This window comes from Archangium violaceum Cb vi76, assembly GCF_000733295.1.
Classification (GTDB): domain Bacteria; phylum Myxococcota; class Myxococcia; order Myxococcales; family Myxococcaceae; genus Archangium; species Archangium violaceum.
The window spans coordinates 16,850-41,390 of sequence record NZ_JPMI01000222.1 but is presented as its reverse complement, the minus strand read 5'-3'; the positions used below and the strand labels follow the sequence as shown (position 1 = coordinate 41,390).

The following is a 24,541-nucleotide window of genomic DNA, read 5'->3' as shown; positions in this document are numbered from 1 at the left end:
TGAATGGATTGAATGAATATTACGATATTCTAGTTTTGCGTGAATATCCATCCATTTCGAGAACCGTGTTGGAGCAACCCGTCGAAGCCCGGTCAGCGATGGATACGACCCATCCTGCCGCTCTGGTAGTCCTCGAACGCCTGGAGGATCTCCGACTTCGTGTTCATCACGAACGGCCCGTAGCGCACCATCGGCTCCTTCAGGGGCACTCCCGACAGCAGCAGGAGCTGCAGGGGCTCGTTCCCCGTGTTCTCCATCACCACCGTGTCCGCGTCGTGGGTGAACAGCACCGCCTGCCCGTCCACCACCCGCGTCCCCTCCGGCCCGAACCTGCCCTCACCCCCGAACACGTAGGCGAAGGCGTTGTGGTCCCTCGGCACCGGCTGCTCGATGCGGCCTCCCGGCTCGAGCGTGAAGTGCAGGTACTGAATGGGCGTCCGCGTGTCGATGACCGCCCGCACACCGAGCGACTCGCCAGCAATCACCTTCACCTTCACCCGGCCATCCGGCGTCGAGGCCACCGGGATGCGCGCGGACGGCAGCTCCTGGTAGCGCGGCGGCATCATCTTGTCGCGCCGGGGCAGGTTCACCCATACCTGGAAGCCGTGCATGCGGCCCCCCGTCCGCGCGAACTCGCGCGCCGGCATCTCCGAGTGCACCACCCCCGCCCCCGCCGTCATCCACTGCACGTCCCCAGGCCCCAGCTCGCCCGCATGGCCCGCCGAGTCCGCGTGCTCGTGCCGGCCCTCCAGGATGTAGCTGACCGTCTCGAAGCCCCGGTGGGGATGATCCGGCGCCCCCTTCGCCTCGCCTGGCGGCAACTCCACCGGGCCCATCTCGTCCAGCAGCAGGAACGGATCGAACTGCATGAAGCCCGGGATGGGGAACGGACGGCGCACCACGAAGCCCTCGCCCTCCAGGGTACGGACGGCGTCCACCACCTGCTGGACGGAACGCGTGCTCTTGCCGGATTCACTCATGACTGTCTCCCTTTTACTTCGAACCCTAATGGTTCGTACTGGAAGTAAATGCGCGAGCGGGAACTTCGTTGCGGGGCCCCCGGAAGGTTCAGCCCTCGGAGAGCGAGAGGCCGAGCTTCTTGCAGAGCTCGCCGAGCGTCTCCTGCTCCTCGGCGGACAGGGCCCCCATCAGCGCCGTGACGTGGGCGGCATGCGCGGGAAACACCCGCTCGATGACGCGCCGGCCCTCGGGGGTGAGGCTCACCACCACCACCCGGCGATCCTCCGGGCTGCGCTCCCGTTGAATCCACTTGCTGCGCTCGAGGTTGTCCAGCAGCGCCGTCATGTTGGGGTTGCTGCGCAGCAGCTTGCGGCCCAGCTCGCTCTGGCTCATCGGCCCCACGTGCAGCAGGGCCTCCAGCACCGCGAGCTGCGGCGGGGTGATCTCCAGGCTGGCCAGGTGCCGCTGGAGCCGAGCCCCGAGCGTCTCCGTGGCCCGCGTCAGCTTCACGAATGTGTCGAGCGCCCGCACTTCCCGTGCGCTCCCCTTGTAGCGAGCCGGCATCGTTCGAGCCCGAATGGTTCGGACCGTGAAGGTCGCGAACGAAAAGGTTCGCATTGGAACTAATCCCGTTCCGGGCCGTACGCAAGCGCGCGCTCCCATCCCATCCGAAATCCCGGGCTTGCGCCAGTCCGCCCGCCCGCCCCCTGGACGGCGCTCCATGACTCGACGGAGAGCGCACTAGCATCGGCTCCGTGATGCGCGCCGTACTGCTTCTGCTCCTTCTGCTTCCCGCCCTGGCGTCCGCCACGGACGTGCGGGGAACCCTCTCCACGTCCACCGTCTGGACGAGGCATGGCAGCCCCTATGTGCTGCAAGGTGATGTCACCGTGGCCTGGGGCACGAAGCTCACCATCGAGCCCGGCGTCCAGGTCATCGCCGCCGCCAGCGACGCACTGAAGTCCGGTGTGGATCCCCAGCGCGTGGAGTTGATCATCGATGGGGCGCTGGTGGTGCGCGGCACCGAGGCGAATCCCGTCGCGCTCACCTCGCGCGGTGGCAGCGGCTCCTGGTACGGCATCCGGGTGCGCGGCGGCCGGGGCACGGAGATCCACGGCGCCGTCATCACCCAAGCGCACCAGGGCATCGCGCTGAGCATGAGCGCGGCGGTGAGGAACACCTCGGTGAGCGCCACCGCGGAGGACTGCATCCTCGTGAGCTGGGGCACCGCCACGCTGTCGGGCAACGAGCTGAGCGGCTGTGGACATCGCGAGCCGGAGCAGGCCCCGCGGATGGCGGCCCTCCCACACGCCCCCTCGAGCGAGCCCAGCATCCGGGGCCGGCGCATCGTCATGGTGGCCAGACACATGGTGGCCAGACAAGGTGCCCGTGGCGGAGTGCTCGCCACCCACGTCCCCCGGCTCCGCGAGGAGCCCCCTTCCCTTCCCACCCCGCTCGCGCAGCACATACCGGGGCTCGCGCCCGCCGTCCTCGTCCGCCCGACGGGTGAGACCCGCGCGCGCATCGCCACCTTCCGGCCGGCGGAGACCCTCGGGTCCTTGAGGCGAAGGCCCTGGAGCCGGCCCGTCCCACCGGGTGGGGCTCCCGATACACCTCCCATCTCCGGAGCAATCCAGGGCTCGCGCCCACCCGACCGTCCAGCACCGTCCCTTCTGTCTCCAGGTGCCGGAGACTCCACCGCGGATCCCCCTTCAGGGGAGGAGTGCGCCCGCGTTCCGCAGGTGGACGAGTCCCCACGGTGTCCCGGCCTCCGACGCTGGAGACAGGAGCAGGAGCGGCCCGGTGGCGCCCTCTCCGGCGTTTCGAGAGCGCGTGAGCCCGCTCCAGCGCCACCAGGACCCTGGCACCTGGAACGCGGGCGCCTGACAGCCCCTGGCTGACCCGGGACACCCGCTCGTCAACGGAAGCCCCTCCCCCGGGGACGACACGGCTGGCGCTCGCCGCGAGCGATGTGCATCCGTGAACGGGAGAGGTCCGTCCCGAATGGGTGGAGCACGGTACCCGCCTGGCGGGGAGACATGCCCTCCCCTCGTCCGGGGAGACGGGACGGCCATGCGCGCCGAGCGTCCGCCCTTCCCCGCTCCCTGGACCGGGATGCGGCGTCACACTCCCGCGTGGCCTCCATCCTTCCCCTGGAGGAGGCCATGCCATGGAATCCAACCGGCCGCGGCACCACACCGGCAGGCGCTGGGCGAAGCTGCGCAGCCTGGAGTCCACCCTGCGCTTCCTGGAGGAGCAACAGGAGGAACCGCGCGTCCCCCACGCCGCGAACATCATCAAGAACCTGCACGAGCGTCTGAAGCAGGCGGAGGCCGGGCTCGAGGCACGGCGCTGGAGGCCCCGCCTCCCGCTGGACAACTGTCAGTTCTGGGAGCTCGTCCACGGCGTCGCCGCGGATCTGATGCTCCTCCTCCCGCTCGACATGCTCGCCACCGAGGCCCTCTCGGTGGAGGAGAACTTCCGGCGCAACATCCACGAGCCCGTCGCCCGCGCGACCTGGCTGGGGCACGATGAGAAGTCGGGTCCGCTGTGCGCCGCGGTCCGGAGCGTCGTGGCGCTCTCCCAGCAGGTGGAGGGCCTGAAACCCGAGGAGGAGCTGAGGCTGCGCCACGCCCGGCAGATCCTTCGCAGCGCGCTGCGCCAGGTGCTCCGACACTCGGACAAGCACTACCTGCAGCTCGACCTCACCATGTTGATCCGCAGCCTGAGCGGGACCCTGCTCGTGCTGATGTTCGTCCTGACGCTGCTGACGCAACTGCCCGCGCAGTTCGCCGGGCTCATCCTCCGCAACCCCATCGAGCTGCCCTGGAAGGCAACCACGATGAGCACGCTGTCGCTCGTCCTGCTCGGAGCGGGGGGCGCCATCACGGCCAACATGCTCTCGGAGCGGCCGGTGCTCGTCATGCGAGGCCCCTTCTGGAGGCAGTTCGTCTACTACCTGTTCGTCAAACCCTCCATCGGCGCCGTCGCCGCGTTCCTCTTCTACCTGCTGGCCGTCTCCCAGCTCTTCTTCAGCATCGAGACCGTTCCGCCCTCGCCAGGTGTGCTCGGTGCCCTGCGGGACACGGCCCAGCTCCAACCCGCGCTGCGCATCGTCCTGGGCAACAACGAGGCCCTGGTGTGCACCTACGCCATCCTGCTCATCGCGGTGGGCTTCTCCGCCGAGCGCCTCCTCAGTCCCATCATGGACCGGGTGATGAACAAGCTCTTCATCACGGCGGACAGGGCCGAGCCCTCTCCGGGCACCCCCGTCCCGGCGCCTCCTCCCCCGAAGACGCCGGACCCGGGCACCCCTCCACCCGTCCCCCTCTTGTCCGGAGAGCCCCTCCGGAGCACGTAGACGGAGCCCGGAGGATGGTTCCCAAGCCTCCGGGCTGACACTCCGCCACCGCCGGGGCGGCGGATGTGGAGCCCGGGGCTTACACTTGCGGGCATGGACTCGCGACCGCCTCCTCCCAACTCGCGTCTGTGCGTCGGCCTGCTGTCTGGCACCAGCGTGGATGCCGTGGAGGCCGTGCTGTGCCGCGTCGAGGGCACCGGCCCCGAGGTGCGCATCTCCCTCGTGGCCCACGTCTCCCGGCCCTTCACCCCCGAGTTCACCCGGCGCGTCCTCGCCGCCAACGACGCCCGCTCGCTCTGCGAGCTCAACTTCGCCCTGGGTGAACACTTCGCCGCGGCCGCCCTGGAGGTCATCGCCCGGGCGGGTCTGCGCCCCAGGGACGTGGACGTCATCGGCTCGCACGGCCAGACGGTGGCCCACCTCCCGGCGAGCCTCTCCGAGACCCCCTCCACGCTCCAGTTGGGGGAGCCCGCCGTCATCGCCGAGCGCACCGGCCTGCCCGTGGTGAGTGATTTCCGTACCCGGGACGTGGCCGCCGGGGGCCAGGGGGCGCCGCTGGTGCCCTACCTGGACTGGGCCCTGTTCCGGAAGCCGGGGGTGGCGCGGGCGCTGCAGAACATCGGCGGCATCGGCAACGTGAGCGTGGTGAGCGAGCGGATCGAGGACACCATCGCCTTCGACACCGGGCCGGGCAACATGGTGATGGACGGGCTGGCCCGGCGCATCTCCGGCGGCCAGCTCCAGTGCGACCTGGACGGGAGCCTCTCGCGCCAGGGCCGGGTCATTCCCGAGCTGCTCGCGGAGCTGCTCGCGCACCCCTTCCTGGCCCTCCCCCCGCCCCGCAGCGCCGGCCGCGAGGGCTTCGGCGACGCCCTGGTGGAGCGGCTGTGGGAGCGCCATGGAGCCTCGCGGCCCCATGACTTGATGGCCACGGCGGTGGCGTTCACGGTGGAGGCCACCGCCCGGGCCTACGAGCGGTGGCTGATGCCGCGCTTCGCCCTGGAGGCGGTGTACGTCTCCGGCGGCGGCACCCGGAACCCGGTGCTGATGGAGCGGCTCACGGCGCGGCTGGCCCCCCTGCCCGTCCGCCCCCTGGACGTGCTCGGGCTGCCCGAGGGCGCCAAGGAGGCCGTGTGCTTCGCCCTCCTGGCGAACGAGCACCTCTCGGGGACCCCCGCGAATGTGCCATCGGCAACTGGCGCGAAGCGTCGAGTCGTTCTAGGTAAGCTCACACCGTGAGCAGCGTGAACCTGGTGGCCCGCGAAGTGGCCGTGAAGATCGTCTTCTATGGACCGGGCCTGTCCGGAAAGACGACGAGCCTGCGGAAGATCTACGAAACGGTGCGCCCCGCGCATCGTGGCGAGATGATGTCCATCGCCACCGAGGGAGACCGGACGCTCTTCTTCGACTTCCTGCCCGTGAAGGTCGAGCGGGTGAATGACTGCACGGTGCGGCTCGCGCTGTACACGGTGCCCGGCCAGGTCTTCTACAACGCCACGCGCAAGCTGGTGCTCCAGGGCGCCGATGGCGTGGTGTTCGTGGCGGACTCGCAGCCGGAGATGATGGACGCCAACCGCGAGTCGCTGGCCAACCTGGAGGAGAACCTGATCGAGCAGGGCGTCCGGTTGGAGCGCTTCCCGCTGGTGATCCAGTGGAACAAGCGCGACATCCCCAAGGCCCTGCCCGTGGCCGAGCTGCGCGCCGCGCTCAACCCGCGCAACGTCCCCGACTTCGAGACCGAGGCCCTCAGCGGCCGCGGCGTGCTCGACGCCCTCAAGGCCATCACCCGGCTGGTCATCCAGGATCTGCGCATCAAGCGCATCGTCCCCCCGCCCCGCGCCGCGACCCCGGCGGTTTCCTCCATGGGCTCCCCCAAGGCCAGCAGTGGAGGCGGACTGGAGGCCCAGCTCAGCCAGCACCTCGCGGGCCGCACCGCCAGCGGCACGGCCCCGGCCGCCGCGACGGCCTCCGCCCCCATGGTGGCGCGCCCCTCGCGCAGCATGCCGGCCATCGCCCCGCCACAGCCCCAGGTGCAGGTCCAGGTGGCACCGGCCGTCGCGCCTCCCGCCCTCACCGGACAGCGGCCGCTCGGACCCGCGAGCGCCCTGGCGCCCTCGGATCTGTTCGACCACGCGCGCGCCGCCGAGGGGGCCTTCTCCTCCGGGGATTATGGGACGTGCATCCAGGCCTGCATCGATGCCACGCGGCGCGGGCTCGCGTTCGCCGGCGAGGGGACGATGGGCGCCCAGGCCCACCTGCTCCGCGTGGACGGAGCGGATCTGCTCCGGCTGCAGACACTGGCGGCACGCTCGAGCAACCGCGTGGATGACGCGGCGTTCGCGCTCTACGTGCTGATGCAGATCTTCTCCCGGCTGCACGCCGCGGGACTGCCCGCTCCCGCGGCGGAGTAACGGTCCCCGGGCCTACAGCCCGAGCTCCTTGCGCAGCCGCGTGTGGAGCCTGCCCAGGGGAGAGAAGCTCAGCTTCTCGTCGAGGCTCATCTCCGCGAACGTCCGCGCCGTCCCCGAGGGCTGTCCCTTGGGGATGAAGATCGGATCCCAGTGGAAGCCGCCCGTCCCGCGTGCGCTGGTGGCGATCTCCCCCTCGGTCTCCTCGATGAGGACGTGGCGCTCGCGGCCGTCGCAGTAACACAAGGCACCGCGGGCCCTGGCCGTCCGATGGCCCGCGGGGACCACTTCACAGAGCCGGTTGTCCAGGGACTCCCAGAACGGTTTGACGAGCGCACCGGGCAGCCCGTTGAGGGCATCGATGCAGAGCGCTCCGTGCTCGACGATGACGGGCACGCGGACGGCCCGGTAGGCCGCGATCGCCTTGGCCCGGATGACCGTCTCGAGATCCTTGTCGAGGATCTCCGTGATCTTCGCCTCGAGGTGGCCGATCCGTGCCGGGCTCCCGAAGACGTGCTGGAACTCGCGCAGCTTCTCGGGGTTGGTGGTGTTGTAGAACCAGGTAGGCGCCATGGTGGGCAGGCTCCGGACTCAGGCGATGCTCTCGAGGAGTTTCGCGACGCTGGCGGACTTGTCGGTGGGATCGAGCTGGATGACGTCGATGTTCCACTGCTCGAGGATGTCCGGCTGCACGAGCCCGGCCCCGTGCGTGGCGAAGAAGCACCGCCGGGCCTGGGAGTGCTTCACCCCCATCTGGCTCTGCTCGCGGAGCTGGTTCATCCGGTACCAGATGTAGCGGATGTTGGTGTCGCTGAAGCTGTAGCCGATGAACAGGAAGCTGTTGGAGAGCAGGTCCGCGCGCAGCCGCTGGTCCGGCGGGGCCTCCAGCGCCATCCGCCGGAAGTAGGAGCTCTCGGTGAGGACGATGGTTTCCGGCTGGGTCAGCGTGCCGTGGAACTTGACGACCTCACACACGTCCCGCACGCGAGGCCCCTGGAAGTCCGCGAAGGAGGCCAGCACCGACACCTGTTTGCCCGCGTCCTCGAACGCCCCCTCGACGTGCCTGTCGTAGTTGGTGGTGTAGATGGTCCGCCACGGGAGCGCCGCGAGGGCGAGGTGCATGGGGGACGTCTTGCGGAGCGCCTCGGCCTCGGCGGAGTCGAAGCCCCGCGTCATCGTGTAGACCAGCTCCTTGAAGCGGGTCGGCCCGGAGAGCTCGAAGAACTCGGCGAGCTGCTCGAAGCGGCCGTGCATGTCGAACAGCTCGGGCTCGAAGCCCAGGGTCTTCGCCAGGGAGGCGATGAGCTGGCTCCCATCCGGCAGCTTCAACGGCTTGGAGAAACCAGCACCCAGGAAGGGAATGAGCCGCCCTTCCCGGAACTCCTTCTTCAACAGGGGGGCCGCCTCGGAGAGGGTCAGGGTGGTCATCGTCTCAGCGCATCTGCAACAGGCCCATCCGCATCAGCTTGGCCAGCGTCTTCAGCGTCTCCAGCTCGCGCGCGGAGCTGGCCAGCACCAGGGTGGACACGTCCCAGGAACCGTTGACGAGCGCCGACACCTGCCGCTCCTCCTGATTGAGCAGCGTCTGCGTCTCCGGATCCGGCCGCAGCACCGGCACCGACAGCGGCGGCAGCTTCGCGTAGAGCGACGCCACGTGCTCGCTCTGCACCATGCGGGCGAACTCGCGCACCCGCCGGTCCGTCGGGTCGCTCGACAGCAGGGACGAGCACACCAGCTCCGCCGCGTCGTACTGGCCCTCGCGGATGAGCACCGCGCCCTTCTCCAGCATGTCCGTCACCGGATCCACCACCACCTCCGGTGCCCCCTCCACCTCCACCTGCTTGGCCCGCAGCAGCTCGAACACCCGGCGCGTGGTGGCCGAGCGAGACAGGCCCAGCGACAGCCGCAGCCGCCCCAGGTTCTGCCCGCCCGCGCACATCGTCAGCAGGATGCGGTGCATCAACGGCTGGCGGGGGGTGGGCTGCACGCGCGAGCGCACCGTCAACGCGTCTCCCGGCAGCACCCGGTCCACATCCGGCTGCTCATCCACCCAGCGCAGCGACTCGAAGAGCAGCTCCCGGAGGCTCATCTCGCAGGGGCCCCACTCCTCGCCCGTGCGGTCCAGGTCCTCCGACCAGTGGAAGGCACCGTGGCCCCCGCGCGTCTGGTCCACCATGGAGCCGAGCATCTCCTCGCGCACCAGCTCGCGCACCAGCTTCAGCTCCACATTGTGCTTGCGGAAGAACGGCTCCACGTCCTCCGTGCCCGGAGGAACCGCGTTGAAGGCCGCCAGCACCTCCGCGCCATCCGCCAGCTTCGCCAGCGAGAGGACCCGGGCCACGCGCCCCCACAGCCCCTCATGGGCCACCGAGAGCACCTGGCCGGAGAGCAGGAACAGTTTGCGCTCGCCGCCCTCCCAGGTGAGGAGCTGGAGCGTGCCCGTCTTGCGGGAGCCGTCCAACCACTGGAGCAATTCGGGAAGGGGGAAGCTGGAGAAGTCGCCGTGGAGAGCCATGGGTGTCTTGAAGCCAGGATACAGTCCCACGCAATGCGCGTCGTGGTCCTGTTCATCGATGGGGTCGGCATCGGACGAAACGAGCCGGAGGCGAATCCACTCGCCAACCGCGACTATCTCCTCTCCCACTTCCGGGAAGAACCCCCCCGCGCGCTTCCCGAGGGGGGGCAGTGTTTTCCGGTGGACCCCACCTTTGGCGTGGCCGGGCGGCCACAGTCCGCCTCCAACCAGACGGCCATCCTCACCGGCCAGCCCGCCCCCGTCCTCATCGGCCGGCACGTCCTGGGCTACCCGGACGCCCCCCTGCGCGAGCTGCTGGCGCGCCACTCCATCGTCAAACGGCTGGTGGGCGCGGGGCGCAGCGCCACCTTCGCCAATAGCTACCCCGTGGCCTATCTGGACGCGCTGAAGCTCACCCGGCGCCCCTCCTCCAGCCCCCCCGAGTTCACCCTCCCCCCGGCCGCCCTGCGACGCCTGAAGGCCTCCGCCAGCACCCTGGCCTTCGCCGCCGCGGACGTCCCCCTGCGCACCCTGGAGGACGCCCGGGCCGGCCAGGGCCTCACCCATGACATCACCGGCGAGCGGGCCCAGGCCCGGAGCCTGTCCGCCCCCCAGCGCACCCCGGCCGAGGCCGCCGCCGTCTTCTGGCGGGTGGCTGGGGAGGCGGACTTCACCTTCTTCGAGCACTACCTGGCCGACGAGGCCGGACACGCCCAGGACTTCGCCGCCGCCCGCGAGGCCCTGGACACCTTCGACGCCTTCGCCCGGGCCGTCATCTCCACCCGCCCCCCCGACGCCCGGGTCCTGGTGTGCAGCGACCATGGGAACGTGGAGGATTTGACTACACGTTCCCACACCCTCAACGCCGTCCCCGTGCTCTACTTCGGACCGCCAGCTCCCGGACTGGAGTCCCTGGCCACCGTGGCGGACGTGGGCCGCACGGTGCTGCACTGGCTGGACGTGGAATGAGGACGGAGATGCGCATCGTGGCGTTGGGAGTGCTGGTGCTGCTGTCGGGCTGCGCCTCCAGCCGGTTCTCGGCCCCCGGAGCGGCACTCGAGGCGTCGCTCCCCCTGGAAACCTCCGTCGGCGAGTTCCGCATCGACTACGACCACGAGGACGCGCGGGACGCCGCCCGCATCCGGCAGGCGGTCACCGAGGCCCTGCCCAGGCTGGAGCGCTGGGGCGCGCTGCGCGAGCCCGTCACCATCAAGGTCATGCCCGACCACGCGTCACTGGAGGCCGCCGTCCGGCAGCACGGCTATAGCTGGCTGCGCGCCTGGAGCCGCTATGACGACGTGTTCGTCCAGGCCCCCGCCTCCTGGGCCCCGGCCGGAGCCACCCAGCCGCAGATCAACGAGCTGCTCCTGCACGAGCTCACCCACAGCGTGATGTACCAGCAGGCATCGGAGCGGCGTAACTGGTCGCGCAAGCAGATTCCCCTGTGGTTCCGCGAGGGCATGGCCTCGTTCACGGCGGAGCAGGCGTACCGGTGGGTGTCGCTGGAGGAGATCGCCCGGCATTACGAGCGCTCGCCCACGAGCGATCCGGTGAACAATCCCGGGGATTTGTACCGGGACGATTCGAACTTCATCTACGGGGTGGCCCACCACACCTTCGCGTTCCTGGTGAAGCGCTACGGCGAGGAGTCGGTGCGCGGTCTGCTGCGCGAGATGAAGGGCGGCAAGGAGTTCCCCCAGGCCTTCGAGAGCGCCATCGGGCTGTCGCCGGATGCCTTCGTACGCGACTTCACCCGGTATGTCCGCTGGCGCGGGTTCAGCGGCGGACGGGTGCAGCCCCGGGCCCCCACGCCCTCGAATTGAGCGGTTTCGAATCGAGCGGTTTCGTCGTTCAGGAACATCCGAATGTCATCTGATTCCCACCGGATGACATTCAGTCCGGACCGGATGCCATTCGGATGGAATCGAATGTCGAGCGCCTGCGGAGATCCAACACCCGCGCCCGGCGCACCTCCCCGCTCCCCCGGTGAAGGCGCGGTGCGTTGGCGCCCGCCTCCTCGCGGGCCTACCTGCCACCTCCTGAGGGTGTCCCCCCACCCCATTGGCCCACCGGCCCGCTTTTCTGTTACGACAGCCGTGGACATTCCCCACCCCGGTCCGCGTCCCCCCTCGGACTGGGAGTGCGAGGAGATTGCACGATGAAGCTGCGTACGCTGGGCCTGACGGTACTCGGTGCGGTGGGACTCTCCGCCCTGACGGCCTGCAAGAAGGACGAGGCCGCTCCGGCTCCCTCCGCCGCCCAGGCTCCGGCTCCTGCCGCCCCCACCATCAAGGCCGCGCCCCTGCCCGCCGACACTCCCCTGCCCCAGGAGCCCCAGGAGGAGGCCGCCCAGGCCCCCCAGGGCGGCGGCACCGTGCGCGGGCTCGTCACCTTCAAGGGCAAGCCCCCCGCCCCCAACCCCATCACCCCGGGGACGGATCCCAACTGCGACGGCATGGAGCTGGTGGACCAGCCCGTGCTCGTGACGGACGGCAAGCTGGCCAATGTGCTGGTGCGCGTGCAGGGCAACGTGCCCGGCCAGCCCACGACGCCGCCGAGCACCATGGTCGTGGTGGACCAGAACCGGTGCATGTACAAACCGCGCGTGCAGGGCGCCGTCATCAACCAGCCGCTGGTGCTGATGAACAGCGACAGCACGCTGCACAACGTGCGGGGCGTGTCCGGGGGCAAGCAGCTCTTCAACGTGACGCAGCCGCCCCTGAAGACGAAGGAGGCCCTGCCTCCGAAGGAAGCGGACGTCATCCGCCTCAAGTGCGACATCCACCCGTGGATGACGGCGTTCGTGGTGCTGAGCCCCCATCCGTACTTCGCCACCACCGCCGAGGACGGCGCCTTCTCCATCCAGGGCCTGCCCCCGGGGACGTACACGCTCGAGGCGTGGCACGAGACGCTCGGGACGAAGACGGCCCAGGTGACGGTGCAGGAGGGCAAGGAGGCCACGGCCTCCTTCGAGTTCGTGGCCGCGAAGTAGCGGCACGGGTTCGCGTCAGGTGGGACCCGCCGGGGGAGCATCGGGCGGGCCCAGCCGCCGTGGGTCCCAGGTGAACTCCTGGGTGGGGGTCAGCTTCATGTTCGTCAGCCCATGGCGCTTGACGAACCCGGCGAAGCGCTCGGAGACGAGGATACGGCCCTGGAGACCCCGGGGACGGAAGACGTCCTCGCCCTGCCAGGTGCCCGGCTCCAGGGTGAAGCCGTGGATGGAATCCCTGCCAGGCGTGAGACACTCCGGACAAGACACGGGCACGAGGCGGCGCACGCGGCTGCGGCCATCATCCACGGCGGCACGACTGAAGCAGACGGTGACGGTGAAGTAACGGGGCACGGCACCGGGCTTGAAACCCTTGCGCTTCCTCTTCACCCGTACCACGTCGACTGGGTGGAACCCGAGCAAGCCCGTCAAGCCTTCCGCCCGGAACGCCTCCGCGAAGCGCTCGGAGATGAGGACGTTATACCCAGGCCCGTTGATGAAGTCGCCCCAACCCTGGCCATACAGTTCCAACTCGACGCGGTAGGGCGGCAGCCATGTCAACATGCCGATGGCGCCACCACACCGTGGGCAATGAGGGGCGTCTCCCCTGTTGATGGGCTCAACCTTGCTGCCCTGGGTGTCATGGGGCCCCCACACGTCATCCTGGAGCACGAAGAAGCGCGGGGGCTCATCTACCTGGGAAGCCATTGGGGAACCTCTTGAGCATCTCCGGGCGACTGTAGATCTCTCGCAGGAAACTCTCGAACTCCTTCCGCGTTGCCGAGGAGAAGTCCTTGAGCCATTCGATGACCTCCTTGTCCACGTCGCGGTGCCATTGCTGATAACCGCAGTGTGACTCCTCGTCCTTGGCCCTGGTCACGAAGCGCTCATCCCGAGGCTTGTAGAGTCCCCGAAGCGTTTTGTGTTCCTCCAGTTCTTTGGAAATAGGCCGGGAGATGATGTGGTGATTCTGGCCCGTGCATTGGGGAGGCTCGCCTGAATCTTCAGTGACTTCCGCGTCCGATTGCGCCTGCGCCTCTTCTTTCCCTTCGAGCGACTCCCCCTCCGTCTTGGCCATCTCATGGAGCACCCTGGCGCCATTGAGCACCTCGGCGATCTCCGCCGCGCTGGCCCCACAGTGTTCCGCCGCACTCAGAGGCCATCTCTGGATGCAGCAACTCATCGTGTTCCAGCAGGTGACCTGGGCCAGGTAGACGGGGCTGCTCGCGGCGGCCGGACTGCTCGCGGTGGAGTGTGCCCCCACGGAACAGCCCGCCGTGACACTCGCGAGCACGGCCAGCACGCACAGAACGAAAACGCGACCCGTCTCTCTTGCACCAACCATGGGCTGCTCCCTCGAAACGGAGTGGACCCGAGACGAGGCCCTCCTCCGGATGGACACAGCCCGAGCATGCCACGGGCTCCAGGCGGAACCGCACCCGGAGCCCGGTACCGCGGGACTACTTCTTCTTGATGGTCAGCTTCGTCTCGGTGGCCTTGCTGCCACCCTCGGCCTTGATGGTGACCGCGCCGGCCTTCACCGCCGTCACATTCCCGGTGGCGTCCACCGTGGCGATCTTCTCGTCGCTGGTGGTGAACGTGAAGGACACGCCCTTGATGGCCGCGCCGTCCGTGCCCTTGGCCACCACCGCCAGCGCCGCGCTCTCGCCCACCTTCAGCGTCGCCGGCACCGTCTCGAACGCCACCGCGTCCACCTCGGGCAGCTTCACGGTGACCTCGAACTCCTGCGTCAGCTTGCCGGACGTCACCGTCACCTTCGCGGTGCCCACCGCCTTGGCCACCAGCTTGTTGCCCTCCACCTGCACCACGTTCGCGTCCGCGGCGGCGTAGTCCAGCTTCGCGTCCTTCACCGGACGGTCCGCGTCATCCTTCACCTCGGCCTCCACCACCGCCTCCGAGCCCAGGCCCGTCAGCGTGAAGGGCGCGCCCTGGATGACGATCGCCGAGGGAATCACCACCTCCACCGGGGCCGAGGCGCTCACCTCACCCGAGGTGACGGTGATGTTCGCCGAGCCGCTCTTCACCGCCGTCACCTTGCCCGCGGCGTCTACGGTGGCGACCTTCGCGTTGGTGGAGGCAAATGCCAGCTCCGCCTTCTCCACCGGCTTGCCCTCCGCCGTCACGCCCTGGGCCGACAGCGCCACGGACTGGCCCGCCTCGGACAGCTCCACCTTGGCCGGCTTCACCTCGATCCGCTCCACCTTCGCGCACGCGGACGCCAGCACGACCACGGATGCGGCCATCAGCGGATTCAGAAACCTCTTCATTGAATGTGCCTCCCACTCGCCCTCGGGCGAGCGATTGATGTCGGATTCACTCGAGGAACTTGGTGTTCCAAGGAACCGGGTGGTAAAACCCGTTACGCCTCAGCAATTCGTGTTCCATATCCAACAGCCCTCTGAGGGCTTCCGGAGACCGTGGAGAAAAGGGACAGCCCACCCGGCGCGTTGCCCTTTTTCTCCACACCTGCGCGCGACAGCCCGAATCCGGATACGGTGGGACGCGCCAGCATCGAGCACCATGGATCGCGTCATCAGAGCCGCCGAGACACACGCCAGGTCCGAGCCCCGGAGGAACGCACGGTGAAGGGGCTGTGGCTTCCGTTCTTCCTGGTGGGACTCACCGCGTGGGCCGTCCCACCGGGGATGCCCGTGTGCGAGCGGCCCTATGTCGTAGCCCCAGCCGAAGAGCAGCCCTTCCCCGAGGAGGTACGGCGAGCCCTGGATGCGCTCGTGCGCGCGGAGCTCTCGCGGGAGCCGCACGCGGGCCTCGCGGTGGGCGTGCTGCGGGGCACCCAGCGCTGGGTGGGGACCTACGGGCTGAGGGACGTGGCGCGCGGACTGCCCGCCACGCCGCGCACCACCTGGCGCCTGGCCTCCATCACGAAAACATTCACCGCCGTGGCCGTGCTGCAACTCGTGGAGCAGGGCCGCATCGACCTCGACGCGGACATCCGCACGCTGGTGCCCGCATGGCCGGAGAAGCGCTGGCCGGTGACGGTGCGTCAGCTGCTCGGCCACCTGGGCGGCGTGACGAACTACGGCCGCTTCGGCCCCAGCCATGACAGCGGATGGGTGGACACCGCTGGTGCGCTCGAGCTCGTGGCGGGCTACGAGCTGGAGGCCGAGCCCGGTACCCGCTTCATCTACAGCACCTGGGCCTACAACCTGCTCGGCGCCGCCATCGAGGCCGTGTCCGGGCAGAGCTACGGCGAGTACCTCCAGGAGCACGTCTTCGGCCCCGCCGGCATGGTGCACGCGGCGCTGGACGATCGCCGCACGCGCGACGAGCACCATGCCGCGGGCTACCGGATTCGCGACGGGCAGAGGGTGGCCTCCAAGGTCATCGACGTGTCCGGCCGCTTCGCCGGAGGCGGCACCCGTGCGTCCATCGAGGATCTGCTCGGCTTCAGCGGAGCACTGCTCGACTACCGGCTGCTGTCGCGCACCAGCTCGGGGTGGATGCAGACGCCGATGAGCACCCGGGATGGACGGCTCACCGACTACGGCATGGGCTTCGCCACCTGGCCGCTGCGAGGCCACTACGTGGTGGCCCACTCGGGAGCCCAGCCGGAGACGTCCACGCTGCTCCTCCTGCTGCCCGGGGAAGACGTGGCCATCGCCCTGGCGAGCAACGTGGAGGGCCAGGCCGCCTCGCTCAAGCGCATCGCCTACGGCGTCATCGAGTTGCTGCTCGAGGACAAGGGGCCGCGGCTGAGCGCGCACCGCCAGGGCCCGGTGGACGCGGTGGTGAACGAGGCGCTAAGCCGGGTCTTCGGCTACGGGCTCGCCTATCACCAATGGGCCACGCATGGGCCGGGGACCCTGCCCGGGACGGGCGAGCTCCCAGAGGCCTTCGAGCAGGTGGCCCGGCTGCTCGACCGGGCAGCCATCGAGCGGGCTCCGAACGTGGCGCGTGAACGCATCCTCGCCGCGCATGAGCCGCGCGAGGACTGGCTCTTCGTCCGGGTGGGCGCGCACATGGCCCGGACCCTGGAGGAGGCATGGGGGCCCGAGCGGCTGCGCGGCTATTCCGCCCGGGGCCCGCTCGCCTTCTTCAACGACTACCTGGCCGTCTGCGAGTCGCGGCAGTGCCCCGAGCCCTTCCGCTTCAACGAAGCTCTGCGCGCGGACCTGCGCCGGTTCACCGGGAACAACATCGAGCCCTCACGGCACTGAGCCCCTGGTGAAGTGTCCACGAAGTCCCTGGACATGGTCCGTAGGGGGCGTGGATGTCCCCTCTCCCTCTGGGAGAGGGTCAGGGTGAGGGTCTTCCCTCTGTACGACATCGCGACAGAGAGGCGCGCAGGGGACTACCCTCACCCCCCGCCCTCTCCCAGAGGGAGAGGGAGCATGCGCAACACGATCCACTGACTCCGGCCACCGGAAGATCCGCCGATTCCGCACGAGAATCCGCTCTGACGCCGGGCCAGGCCCGCGCGTATCCGTTTCTCATGCGAGGACGGACATGAAGACGGCTCCGGAACAGAAGGACGTGGTCATCATCGGTGGTGGCCCGGCGGGCCTGAGCGCGGCGCTGATGCTCGGGCGTGCCCGGAAGCAGGTGCTCCTGTGCGACGGGGGCTCGCCCCGGAACAGCGCGGCCGAGGGAATCAACGGCTTCGTCACCCGCGACGGGATTCCCCCGAAGGAGTTCCGGCGCATCGCCCACGAGCAGCTCGAGCCCTACGGTGTCGACATCCTGCTGGACACGCGCGTCACCGCCGTGGAGCGACTCGAGCCTGGCTTCCGGGCCGTGCTCACGGGAGGGCGGGTGGTGGAAGCCCGCCGGGTGCTGCTCGCCACGGGCATGGTCGACGAGCCACTGGACCTGCCCGGCTATCGCGAGCTGTGGGGCCGGAGCATCTTCCAGTGCCCGTATTGCCATGGCTGGGAGGTGCGGGATCGGCCCTGGGGACTGCTCGCGACGAGCCCGCACTTCCTCGACTTCGCGCTCTTCATCACGGGCTGGTCCCGCGACCTGGTGGTCTTCACCCACGGCTCCATGGAGGTGACCGCCGAGCAGCACCAGCGGCTGGAGCGCGCCGGAGTCCGCCTGGAGACCCGGAAGATCCGCCGGCTCATCGCCAGCGGCGGACACGGAGCCCATGGAGCGCACCTCGAAGCCGTGGAGCTGGAGGACGGGACGCGGGTGGCGCGAGAGGTGCTCTTCTCCCATCCCCCGCAGCGACAGACGGAGGTGGTGCAGCGGCTCGGCGTCGCGCTCGACGAGCAGGGCTTCGTCCGCGTCAACGAGCACATGGAAACCTCCGTCCCAGGAGTCCACGCGGCGGGAGATCTCACGACCCGATTCCAGGGCGCGAGCGCGGCGGCGGGTGCTGGCACGATGGCCGGGGCCATGATGAACCACGCCCTCAACATGGAGAACGCGGCCGCCGGATTGTGGCCAGAAGGTTGAGCCCGGCCCACGCCATCGCTACGAAGGAACCATGACGAGGAGGAAGACCCCTCAAGAAACGAAGCTGCCCTCGCCGACCCACGAGGACTTCAAGCAGCACCAGCTCCCGGTCTGGGTGGGGCGATACAGCCACAACCGCAGCCACAACCACTCCACCCGGCCGGGAACCTTCACCCATTCGTATGCCGTCATCTTCCTCGTGACGCGCGGCCAGTCGACGATCCACCACAGCGGTGAGCAGGTGCTGCGAGCGGGAGACGTCCACATCATTCCTCCCGGGGATCCTCACGGCTCGCCGCACGCCGGTGACGCGGAGGGATGGGTGATCTCCTTCCACCCGGAGGCGTTTCCCCACGAAGACCCGAACTGGGGAAGCAGCGAGGGACTCCGGCTGGGTCCCCTGCTGCGGATCCGGAGTGGATGCCACCCGGTCCTCCGCCCGAAAGCCGCCCAACGCAAGCGCCTGGAGCGGTGGATGCGGCTCATGGAGTCCGAGTTCACCGGCGACGAGCGCTCCCGCGACGAGGCCGTGGGCGCCCTGCTCCGCCTGGTGCTGATCGAGCTGGAGCGCATGACGGGCCTCGAGGACCCACCGGACCCGGCGGGACAGAGCCTGGCGCGGCGGGCGCTCACGTTCATCGAGACGAACGCGCTCGGGCCGCTGTCCCTCACGGAGGTGGCACGGGCCGTCGAACGATCCACCACGCACGTGGCCGGCGTGGTCCGCAAGGAGACGGGCCGCACGGTGGGCCAGTGGATCCTCGAGTACCGCATGGCCGAGGCCCGGCGGAGGCTCCGGGGCACGGACGAGCGGGTGGACATCATCGCCGAGCGCGTGGGTTACGCGGACGCCACGCACTTCATCCGCCTCTTCCGGCGGGCCCACGGCCTCACGCCCGCCGCGTGGAGACGCCAGGCCACGCTGTCGACTCGTACATGAGCCAACGAAAGGTGCGCGATCCGTGTACCGGAGTGACACCTTTCGGATGAAAGCCCGGCCGCGAGCCGCATGGTGCCGCCGCCCGTGCTCCCCTACGTTTTTCGTTTCGGGGACTCGAAGCGCGGAGAGGGCATATGGCGGACGCATTCGACGTGGTGGTCATCGGCGGAGGCCCGGCGGGAGAGAACGTGGCGGCGCGGACCGCCGCGGGAGGACTGGCGACGGCCCTCGTGGAGATGGAGCTGCTCGGCGGGGAGTGCTCCTTCTGGGCCTGCGTTCCCAGCAAGGCGCTGCTCCGGCCCTCCGAGGTGCACTGGATGGCCCGGCACTCGCCCGGTGTCCGCGAGGTGGTGAAGCAACCGCTCGATGCCTCCGCGGTCCTCGCCTACCGGGACAAGATGGTCCACGGCTACGACGACAAGGGCCAGGCGGAGTGGGCGCGAGGCGCGAAGATCGAGCTGGTACGAGGGCACGGCCGGCTCGCGGGCCCTCGGGTGGTCCGGGTCACGACTCGTGATGGAGCGACGCGCGAGCTGACGGCGCGCCGCGCGGTGGTGCTGGCCACGGGCAGCCGCGCGCGCATCCCGGACATTCCGGGCCTGCGCGAGGCGAAGCCCTGGACGAACCGCGAGGGCACCGGCGCCAAGAAGGTGCCCCGGCGGCTGGCGGTGCTGGGAGGCGGCGTGGTGGCCACGGAGCTGAGCCAGGCCTGGAAGGCGCTCGGAGCGGAGGAGGTGACGCTCATCCAACGCGGCGGGCACATCCTCTCACGCCTGGAACCCTTCGCCGCCGGGCTCGTGGAGAAGGCCCTGCGCGAGAGCGGCGTCACGGTGCGCACGCGCACCCAGGTGACACGCGTCCACCGCTCCGGAGGCCAGGGCGAGGCGACGCTCACACTCGACTCCGGCGAGACCCTGCGCGCGGACGAAATACTGGTGGCGCTGGGCCGGGAGGTGACCACGCGGGACGTGGGCCTGGAGACGGTGGGGCTGACGCCGGGCAAGCCGGTGGAGGTGGACGATCTGCTCCGCGCCAGGGGAGTGGAGGGCGGCTGGCTGTACGCGTGCGGAGACGTGAACGGGCGCAACCTCCTCACGCACATGGGCAAGTACCAGGCGCGGCTCGCGGGAGACAACATCCTGGGCCGGCAGGAGGAGGCGTGGGCGGATGCGCGAGCCACGCCCCAGGTGATCTTCACGCACCCGCAGGTGGGCGCGGTGGGGCTCACCGAGGCCGAGGCCCGTGAGCGGGGCCTTCAGGTGCGCACCGTACAGGTGGACCTGGACTCGGTGGCGGGCACGAGCCTGCTGGGACAGGGCTTCGAAGGAGGGGTGAAGCTGGTGGTGGACGAGCAGCGGCGTGTGATCCTCGGGGCCACCTTCGTGGGCCCCGGAGTGGGCGAGATGCTGCACGCGGCCACCATCGCGGTGGCCGGTGAGGTGCCGCTCGACAGACTCTGGCACTCGGTGCCGGCCTTCCCCTCCGTCAGCGAGGTGTGGCTCCGGCTGCTGGAGGCCTATGGCTTGTGAGCGGCCTTCGCGAAGGAGTCGAAGGCGGAGATGACCTCGGGCGGGGCCTGCACCAGTTCGATGAGCACGCCCTCGCCCCCGAGCGGGAACTGCTCGTTGCCCTTGGGGTGGATGAACGTCACGTCGAAGCCGGCCGCGCCCTTGCGGATGCCGCCGGGAGCGAAGCGCACGCCCTGCCCTTCCAGCCACGTCACCGCCGCGCGCAGGTCATCCACCCAGAGGCCCAGGTGGTTGAGCGCGGGGTCGTGCACGCGCGGCTTCCCGTTCGGGTCCACCGGCTGCATCAAATCCACCTCCACGCGGAAGGGCCCGGCTCCGGCCACGACGATGTCCTCGTCGACGTTCTCGCGCTCGCTGCGGTAGGTGCCATGGGGCTCGAGGCCCAGCACGTCCACCCACAGCTTGCGCAGGGGCGCCTTGTCGGGCCCGCCAATGGCCACCTGCTGGAGGCCCAGGATGCGAAAGGGTCGTGTCGTCATGGCCACGCACCGTCGCAGAGGGCGCGGCCGCGGACAAGGGCCCGGCGCGCCCACGTCAGAAGCCCGGCGGCACCCGGCCATGCAGACACGTGATGGTGTTGGGCACCCGAGGCCCCGACCACAGCGCATGCCGCATCCCCGTGCGCACCTCGGGCGGCACCCCCTCCTCCACCGGCCAGTGCGGCTCCTCGCCGGGGCGCAGCGAGTGCAACCCGCTCTGCCAGGGACCAATGACGTAGGTGTGCCCCGCGGCACGGCAACCGAAGAAGCGCGTCCACGCTTTCGCGAAGGCATGACCCCGGGCCGTCCCGAACGTCTCGCAGGTGCGGAACCACCAGAGCGAATCTCCGCCGGGCACGAGCCGCTCGCGCAATTCCGCCAGCCGCGCGTGCCACGGATGGCCCGGCGCGAGCGCCCGCACATCCATCGGCACCCGGTCGATGAGCACACATCCCCAGTTGCCATGGCCCCAGAACTGGATCTCCGCGATGGGCCGCTCACGCGAGCGGTCGAGCAACCAGTCGAGCGCCTCGGGCCAGCTCGCCACGCCCTTCCAGTCATCGAGCCGGCCGAGCGCGCGGTACAGCACGCCGCCCACCCGCCACGAGAAGGTGAGGCCCGGAAGACCCCAGCGCCCACCACAGGTGCGGTCGTACACCATCAACCTCGAGCCCACGGTCCGCTCAGCCATGGCCGGTCCTCCGATGATGTTCCTTCGAGAAGATAAAGGGTCCCGAGCGCCGCGAGCCAGGGGCTGGCGGTGAGCCCTGGTAGGGTCCGCGCCACCACCAAGGCGAAGCCCACGAAATAGGCCCCGGCGAATGAATATCTCCCGGGGGTGGGCCGTCCGCTTCATCCCCGGAACCCACATCGAAGGAGCTCTCCGAATGCGTGCCCTCCTGGCGGCCCTGACCCTCTCGTTCTTCCTGCTCCCCTCCTCCAGCGACGCGGCCACGCTGCGCTGCGGCAACGCGCTCGTGTCGGACGACGCGACCAAGGCGGAGGTCCTCGGCAAGTGCGGCGAGCCCATGGACAAGAACACCCGCACCGAGAGCGTGGGCGAGAAGACGAGGCAGAAGGGCGAGGAGACCGAGACCACCCAGGAGCGGGTCGTCTACAAGACCATCGAGGAGTGGACGTACAACTTCGGTCCCCGCCAGCTGATGCAGGTGGTGGTGTTCGAGAACGGCCGGCTCGTGGATGTGAGGAGCGCCGGCTACGGGCGCTGAACCGTCCAGCTCCAGGCCTGCCACGCGAGCCCGGGCAGCACGGAGCCGAACGTGCCGCCCAGGTCATCGGGTGCTTCCGAGTCCATGGGCGGAGCAACATACCCCGCCCGGACCTCATGTCAGCCGGGTTAGCCGCCCAGCGCGCCGTTGATCAGCGGCGCGAGGATGTCCATGCCCGGATCATCATCGTTGTAGCCGTTGGCCGGCTCGTAGATGCGGATGCGCTGGTTGTCGTTGATGAAGCGGGAGAGGAACACGTCCATCGGCACGAACTCGCTGTTGCACTTCCAGTTCTGCCACGGCTCGGAGACGTACTCGTACCAGCGCTTCTTCTCCATCTTCTGGCAGGCGTGCGAGCCAACGAAGGTGATGATGGTGCTGCAGTGGCTGACGTTGATCGGCCGGGCGTGCGGGATGAAGTAGCTGAAGTTGTTGTAGAGGTTCAGCTCGGCCACGAGCCGGTCCTGGTCCTGCTTCCAGTAGCCCAGCACCGACTCCTGGTCGTTGGGCGTGTGGAAGCGCTCGTAGGAGAAGCGCGAGTAGTTGTAGTCCCGCGTATAGGCCGTGTAGGCGAGCTGGTCGTTGGGGAACTCCATGGCCACCATGCGGTTGATGGTGCCCATGTTGTTCTGGTCGAACGACGCCGGCAGCTGACCGAACACCGAGTTCAGGTTCCACGACTGGCGGATCTTGTCGTGCAGGGCGCGCGAGCGGTCATTGACGTTGGCCGCCAGGTAGATGGGGCCCGAGTCATTCAGGTAATAGCCACGCGCCGGGTTGATGGCCTTGCGTACGAAGTAATACCCGGCCGCGGTGGCGGTGCCGCCGGCGCTGAAGCCGGTGACGAGCAGCTTGTTGACCCGGGGGAACTGCGTCTTGGCGTAGTTGGCCGCGGCGATCGAGTTGGTATATCCCGAGTGGTGCCACGTGAGCGGCGGCTGCGCGCCCGTCGGATCCACGTAGGTGACCGCGTTGTTGCCCACGTGCACGTCACCCGTGCAGTACGGCATGTAGACGATGTTCCAGTCCTTGGTGACCAGGTCCTTGCGGCTGCGGAACGGCAGGCCCGGATCCGCACCGTTCACGATCGGCGAGACGTACTTCGCCGTGAACTGCTGCATGTAGTCATCCGTGAGGCCGTTCGGATTGGCCGCGCCCAGCACTCCCGCGCGCCCGCTGCAGGTGTCGTAATCCCAACACGCGCCGCCACCCTCGAACATGAACAGCAGGTTCTGCGAACCCGTGTCACTGCGGTGGACGAAGAACTTGTACTGGGAACCGTTGCCACACTTCGTTCCAGGCAACTCCACCTTCTGCCAGGTGTAGTTGTTTCCTCCGTCCACGAGCACATCGACAATGCCAGAGACGAGGACCTCGGCCTGAGCGGTGGCCGCCGGAACGGCCGCGGCCGCGAGAAGACCCATCAAGAGATGGTTTTTCATCCCAACTCCTTCCATGGTTGGTTTATGGGGGGAGACTCCCACCTAGCACAATCCGTGAAATAGTTGTATCTCCAGACTGAACGGCGTTTTCCTACTTTACGAGATTGTGACAAACACGTATCACGAGGTATCTCATCCGTCATGGCTGTGACTGGTCGACCGAAGAGTCTGCCGTGGTTGCTCGGGGCCGCGGCTGTCGTGCTGCTGGCGCTGGTGCTCGTCGGTGTCTTGCTCGCGAGTCCCTCCACGGATGACGCACCAGGACAAGAATCACGGGCCGCGGTGCCCGAGCAGCGCTCACCCGCCCCGGAGCCCCGGGCCGCCCCCACGTCATCCGCGCTCGCGACGGTGCCGAGCGATGCCGGACTCCCGGCCAATCCCATCGCCGAGGCTGCTCCCAGTGAGGCGCCCGCACGGCATCCGGTGGATCTGGAGAAGCTGCGCACGCTGCTGCCCAACAACCTCTATTGGGAGACGGGCGTGCCGACGAAGGACCCGGAGGTGCTGCGCAAGCGCGACGAGGAAGGAAAGCGCTGGAACGCGCTCTACGGCAAGGTGCAGTCCAACACGGCCACCGAGCAGGAGATCCACCAGTACTACGAGCACCGCCGCCAGGTGTCGGAGGATGCCATCGCGTTCGCGACGACGGTGCTCGAGCAGTACGGCACCCAGTTGCCGGACCAGGAGCAGGGCCTGTACGCGCTGAGCATCCGGATGCACCGCACGCGCCTGGAGGAGTTGCCCCGGCAGATCGAGGAGGCGCTCTCGCGCAAGAGCGCCCAGGACCAGCGCCGCGAGACCTGGCAGCGGAGTGGTGGCGGTAACTGAGCGGCGGGCCCGTCCGTACTGTCGGTCTCCATGCAACCAGCACGCGGGGACCCCTTCCCGCCCGCCATGCGCGCCCTCACCCTGTAGGGCAGCCATGGATCTCTCCGCTCTGTCCGAAGCCGACAAGCGGCGCTGGGTCGCGCTCGCGGGCCTGGTCGCCATTCCCGTCTACGTCATTCCCGTGGGCCTCTTCGGCCTGCGTGCCCTCTGGCCCCGGACGCTGCGCACCGCCACCTCGGGTGCCATCGCCCTGGGCATGGTGTCGCTGCTCGGCCTCGGCCTGAAGGGGTTCGCCCGGGTGAAGGCCAGCCAACCGGGCGACCGCGAGCGCTGGCGGCTGCCCTTCCGCGCGCCCGTCATGCCGGAGGAGTTCGCCGCCTCGGCCGCCTCGGGCCACTGAGTCGTTGGGGCTCCAGCGGCAA

General features: G+C 69.1%; 25 protein-coding genes. 14 read left to right on the top strand and 11 right to left on the bottom strand.

Translation table 11 applies throughout. From position 1 onward, the window contains the following. Window positions 1-92 precede the first annotated feature (92 nt). Both Q664_RS29825 and Q664_RS29820 read right to left on the bottom strand, forming a co-directional pair. Entirely contained in the window at window positions 93-980 is an 888-nt protein-coding gene (locus Q664_RS29825) for a pirin family protein (RefSeq protein WP_043403406.1), read from the bottom strand. A gap of 88 nt (window positions 981-1,068) precedes the next feature. After that, window positions 1,069-1,524: a MarR family winged helix-turn-helix transcriptional regulator gene (locus Q664_RS29820; RefSeq protein ID WP_043403405.1), complete on the bottom strand. Its 456-nt coding sequence runs from the start codon at window positions 1,522-1,524 to the stop codon at window positions 1,069-1,071. Between the two features lie 194 nt (window positions 1,525-1,718). Between Q664_RS29820 and Q664_RS29815 the strand changes: the two genes are divergently transcribed. From Q664_RS29815 to Q664_RS29800, 4 genes are all read left to right on the top strand, one after another. Then, window positions 1,719-2,861, top strand: a complete 1,143-nt coding sequence (locus Q664_RS29815) for a hypothetical protein (protein ID WP_043403404.1) — start codon at window positions 1,719-1,721, stop codon at window positions 2,859-2,861. Between the two features lie 269 nt (window positions 2,862-3,130). Beyond that, complete coding sequence (locus tag Q664_RS29810) at window positions 3,131-4,321, top strand: hypothetical protein (RefSeq protein WP_043403403.1); 1,191 nt, start codon at window positions 3,131-3,133, stop codon at window positions 4,319-4,321. Between the two features lie 93 nt (window positions 4,322-4,414). Next, window positions 4,415-5,560 carry an anhydro-N-acetylmuramic acid kinase gene (locus Q664_RS29805; protein WP_043403402.1) on the top strand — a complete coding sequence of 382 codons (1,146 nt, stop codon included), beginning with the start codon at window positions 4,415-4,417 and terminating at the stop codon, window positions 5,558-5,560. Beyond that, complete coding sequence (locus Q664_RS29800) at window positions 5,557-6,732, top strand: GTP-binding protein (protein WP_043403401.1); 1,176 nt, start codon at window positions 5,557-5,559, stop codon at window positions 6,730-6,732. The genes Q664_RS29805 and Q664_RS29800 overlap by 4 nt, the downstream gene beginning before the upstream one ends. 12 nt (window positions 6,733-6,744) lie before the next feature. Here the strand turns inward: Q664_RS29800 and Q664_RS29795 are convergent, their stop codons facing one another. Genes Q664_RS29795 through Q664_RS29785 form a run of 3 tightly spaced genes read right to left on the bottom strand, consistent with a single transcriptional unit; the run spans window position 6,745 to window position 9,244 of the window. Beyond that, window positions 6,745-7,302 carry a non-canonical purine NTP pyrophosphatase gene (locus Q664_RS29795; RefSeq protein ID WP_052518840.1) on the bottom strand — a complete coding sequence of 186 codons (558 nt, stop codon included), beginning with the start codon at window positions 7,300-7,302 and terminating at the stop codon, window positions 6,745-6,747. Between the two features lie 18 nt (window positions 7,303-7,320). Continuing rightward, window positions 7,321-8,157 carry an SIR2 family protein gene (locus Q664_RS29790; protein WP_043403399.1) on the bottom strand — a complete coding sequence of 279 codons (837 nt, stop codon included), beginning with the start codon at window positions 8,155-8,157 and terminating at the stop codon, window positions 7,321-7,323. A 4-nt stretch (window positions 8,158-8,161) separates the two neighbouring features. Continuing rightward, a complete protein-coding gene (locus Q664_RS29785; protein WP_043403421.1) occupies window positions 8,162-9,244 on the bottom strand; it encodes a DUF4388 domain-containing protein in 1,083 nt (360 codons plus the stop codon). Window positions 9,245-9,277: 33 nt separating this feature from the next. Between Q664_RS29785 and Q664_RS29780 the strand changes: the two genes are divergently transcribed. From Q664_RS29780 to Q664_RS29770, 3 genes are all read left to right on the top strand, one after another. Next, a complete protein-coding gene (locus tag Q664_RS29780) occupies window positions 9,278-10,213 on the top strand; it encodes an alkaline phosphatase family protein (RefSeq protein ID WP_043403398.1) in 936 nt (311 codons plus the stop codon). Then, entirely contained in the window at window positions 10,210-11,067 is an 858-nt protein-coding gene (locus Q664_RS29775) for a hypothetical protein (protein WP_043403397.1), read from the top strand. Before Q664_RS29780 ends, Q664_RS29775 begins: the two co-directional genes overlap by 4 nt. Window positions 11,068-11,402: 335 nt before the next feature. Then, the gene (locus Q664_RS29770; protein ID WP_043403395.1) at window positions 11,403-12,236 is read left to right on the top strand and encodes a carboxypeptidase regulatory-like domain-containing protein; all 834 of its coding nucleotides are present in this window, start codon (window positions 11,403-11,405) and stop codon (window positions 12,234-12,236) included. Between the two features lie 15 nt (window positions 12,237-12,251). Here Q664_RS29770 and Q664_RS60190 read toward each other — a convergent pair whose 3' ends face one another. The 3 genes from Q664_RS60190 to Q664_RS29755 all read right to left on the bottom strand — a co-directional run bounded on the left by Q664_RS60190 (window position 12,252) and on the right by Q664_RS29755 (window position 14,521). Continuing rightward, window positions 12,252-12,941 carry a hypothetical protein gene (locus Q664_RS60190; RefSeq protein WP_043403393.1) on the bottom strand — a complete coding sequence of 230 codons (690 nt, stop codon included), beginning with the start codon at window positions 12,939-12,941 and terminating at the stop codon, window positions 12,252-12,254. After that, entirely contained in the window at window positions 12,922-13,536 is a 615-nt protein-coding gene (locus Q664_RS56625) for a Wall-associated protein precursor (protein WP_152622407.1), read from the bottom strand. Before Q664_RS56625 ends, Q664_RS60190 begins: the two co-directional genes overlap by 20 nt. Window positions 13,537-13,693: 157 nt before the next feature. Further along, window positions 13,694-14,521: an Ig-like domain-containing protein gene (locus tag Q664_RS29755; RefSeq protein WP_043403392.1), complete on the bottom strand. Its 828-nt coding sequence runs from the start codon at window positions 14,519-14,521 to the stop codon at window positions 13,694-13,696. A 315-nt stretch (window positions 14,522-14,836) separates the two neighbouring features. On the opposite strand from Q664_RS29755, the gene Q664_RS29750 reads away from it, so the two are divergent. The 4 genes from Q664_RS29750 (at window position 14,837) to Q664_RS29735 (ending at window position 20,141) form a co-directional block, all read left to right on the top strand. Continuing rightward, window positions 14,837-16,432, top strand: coding sequence for a serine hydrolase domain-containing protein (locus Q664_RS29750; RefSeq protein ID WP_052518838.1), 1,596 nt, complete (start codon window positions 14,837-14,839; stop codon window positions 16,430-16,432). A 289-nt stretch (window positions 16,433-16,721) separates the two neighbouring features. Next, a complete protein-coding gene (locus Q664_RS29745; RefSeq protein WP_043403390.1) occupies window positions 16,722-17,672 on the top strand; it encodes an NAD(P)/FAD-dependent oxidoreductase in 951 nt (316 codons plus the stop codon). Between the two features lie 31 nt (window positions 17,673-17,703). Further along, window positions 17,704-18,612 carry an AraC family transcriptional regulator gene (locus Q664_RS29740; RefSeq protein WP_043403388.1) on the top strand — a complete coding sequence of 303 codons (909 nt, stop codon included), beginning with the start codon at window positions 17,704-17,706 and terminating at the stop codon, window positions 18,610-18,612. A gap of 134 nt (window positions 18,613-18,746) precedes the next feature. After that, window positions 18,747-20,141: a dihydrolipoyl dehydrogenase family protein gene (locus tag Q664_RS29735; RefSeq protein WP_043403387.1), complete on the top strand. Its 1,395-nt coding sequence runs from the start codon at window positions 18,747-18,749 to the stop codon at window positions 20,139-20,141. Here Q664_RS29735 and Q664_RS29730 read toward each other — a convergent pair. Further along, window positions 20,129-20,620, bottom strand: coding sequence for a VOC family protein (locus Q664_RS29730; protein WP_043403386.1), 492 nt, complete (start codon window positions 20,618-20,620; stop codon window positions 20,129-20,131). The genes Q664_RS29735 and Q664_RS29730 overlap by 13 nt on opposite strands. A gap of 55 nt (window positions 20,621-20,675) precedes the next feature. Then, window positions 20,676-21,311: a hypothetical protein gene (locus Q664_RS29725; protein ID WP_235216935.1), complete on the bottom strand. Its 636-nt coding sequence runs from the start codon at window positions 21,309-21,311 to the stop codon at window positions 20,676-20,678. Between the two features lie 196 nt (window positions 21,312-21,507). On the opposite strand from Q664_RS29725, the gene Q664_RS29720 reads away from it, so the two are divergent. After that, window positions 21,508-21,849 carry a DUF2845 domain-containing protein gene (locus tag Q664_RS29720; protein WP_043403384.1) on the top strand — a complete coding sequence of 114 codons (342 nt, stop codon included), beginning with the start codon at window positions 21,508-21,510 and terminating at the stop codon, window positions 21,847-21,849. 128 nt (window positions 21,850-21,977) lie between these two features. Here Q664_RS29720 and Q664_RS29715 read toward each other — a convergent pair whose 3' ends face one another. Then, complete coding sequence (locus Q664_RS29715; RefSeq protein ID WP_043403383.1) at window positions 21,978-23,291, bottom strand: pectin acetylesterase-family hydrolase; 1,314 nt, start codon at window positions 23,289-23,291, stop codon at window positions 21,978-21,980. Window positions 23,292-23,432: 141 nt separating this feature from the next. On the opposite strand from Q664_RS29715, the gene Q664_RS29710 reads away from it, so the two are divergent. Both Q664_RS29710 and Q664_RS29705 read left to right on the top strand, forming a co-directional pair. Further along, window positions 23,433-24,119 (top strand): hypothetical protein, encoded by a 687-nt coding sequence (locus Q664_RS29710; protein WP_043403381.1) that lies wholly within the window; start codon window positions 23,433-23,435, stop codon window positions 24,117-24,119. A gap of 94 nt (window positions 24,120-24,213) precedes the next feature. Further along, a complete protein-coding gene (locus tag Q664_RS29705) occupies window positions 24,214-24,519 on the top strand; it encodes a hypothetical protein (protein WP_043403379.1) in 306 nt (101 codons plus the stop codon). Window positions 24,520-24,541: the final 22 nt, after the last annotated feature.

Coding starts and splice junctions, on each gene's coding strand:
- Q664_RS29825 (WP_043403406.1), bottom strand. CDS start 980: ATGAGTGAATCCGGCAAGAGCACGCGTTCCGTCCAGCAGGTGGTGGAC.
- Q664_RS29820 (WP_043403405.1), bottom strand. CDS start 1,524: ATGCCGGCTCGCTACAAGGGGAGCGCACGGGAAGTGCGGGCGCTCGAC.
- Q664_RS29815 (WP_043403404.1), top strand. CDS start 1,719: ATGCGCGCCGTACTGCTTCTGCTCCTTCTGCTTCCCGCCCTGGCGTCC.
- Q664_RS29810 (WP_043403403.1), top strand. CDS start 3,131: ATGGAATCCAACCGGCCGCGGCACCACACCGGCAGGCGCTGGGCGAAG.
- Q664_RS29805 (WP_043403402.1), top strand. CDS start 4,415: ATGGACTCGCGACCGCCTCCTCCCAACTCGCGTCTGTGCGTCGGCCTG.
- Q664_RS29795 (WP_052518840.1), bottom strand. CDS start 7,302: ATGGCGCCTACCTGGTTCTACAACACCACCAACCCCGAGAAGCTGCGC.
- Q664_RS29790 (WP_043403399.1), bottom strand. CDS start 8,157: ATGACCACCCTGACCCTCTCCGAGGCGGCCCCCCTGTTGAAGAAGGAG.
- Q664_RS29785 (WP_043403421.1), bottom strand. CDS start 9,244: ATGGCTCTCCACGGCGACTTCTCCAGCTTCCCCCTTCCCGAATTGCTC.
- Q664_RS29780 (WP_043403398.1), top strand. CDS start 9,278: ATGCGCGTCGTGGTCCTGTTCATCGATGGGGTCGGCATCGGACGAAAC.
- Q664_RS29775 (WP_043403397.1), top strand. CDS start 10,210: ATGAGGACGGAGATGCGCATCGTGGCGTTGGGAGTGCTGGTGCTGCTG.
- Q664_RS29770 (WP_043403395.1), top strand. CDS start 11,403: ATGAAGCTGCGTACGCTGGGCCTGACGGTACTCGGTGCGGTGGGACTC.
- Q664_RS60190 (WP_043403393.1), bottom strand. CDS start 12,941: ATGGCTTCCCAGGTAGATGAGCCCCCGCGCTTCTTCGTGCTCCAGGAT.
- Q664_RS29755 (WP_043403392.1), bottom strand. CDS start 14,521: ATGAAGAGGTTTCTGAATCCGCTGATGGCCGCATCCGTGGTCGTGCTG.
- Q664_RS29745 (WP_043403390.1), top strand. CDS start 16,722: ATGAAGACGGCTCCGGAACAGAAGGACGTGGTCATCATCGGTGGTGGC.
- Q664_RS29740 (WP_043403388.1), top strand. CDS start 17,704: ATGACGAGGAGGAAGACCCCTCAAGAAACGAAGCTGCCCTCGCCGACC.
- Q664_RS29735 (WP_043403387.1), top strand. CDS start 18,747: ATGGCGGACGCATTCGACGTGGTGGTCATCGGCGGAGGCCCGGCGGGA.
- Q664_RS29730 (WP_043403386.1), bottom strand. CDS start 20,620: ATGACGACACGACCCTTTCGCATCCTGGGCCTCCAGCAGGTGGCCATT.
- Q664_RS29725 (WP_235216935.1), bottom strand. CDS start 21,311: ATGGCTGAGCGGACCGTGGGCTCGAGGTTGATGGTGTACGACCGCACC.
- Q664_RS29720 (WP_043403384.1), top strand. CDS start 21,508: ATGCGTGCCCTCCTGGCGGCCCTGACCCTCTCGTTCTTCCTGCTCCCC.
- Q664_RS29715 (WP_043403383.1), bottom strand. CDS start 23,291: ATGAAAAACCATCTCTTGATGGGTCTTCTCGCGGCCGCGGCCGTTCCG.
- Q664_RS29710 (WP_043403381.1), top strand. CDS start 23,433: ATGGCTGTGACTGGTCGACCGAAGAGTCTGCCGTGGTTGCTCGGGGCC.
- Q664_RS29705 (WP_043403379.1), top strand. CDS start 24,214: ATGGATCTCTCCGCTCTGTCCGAAGCCGACAAGCGGCGCTGGGTCGCG.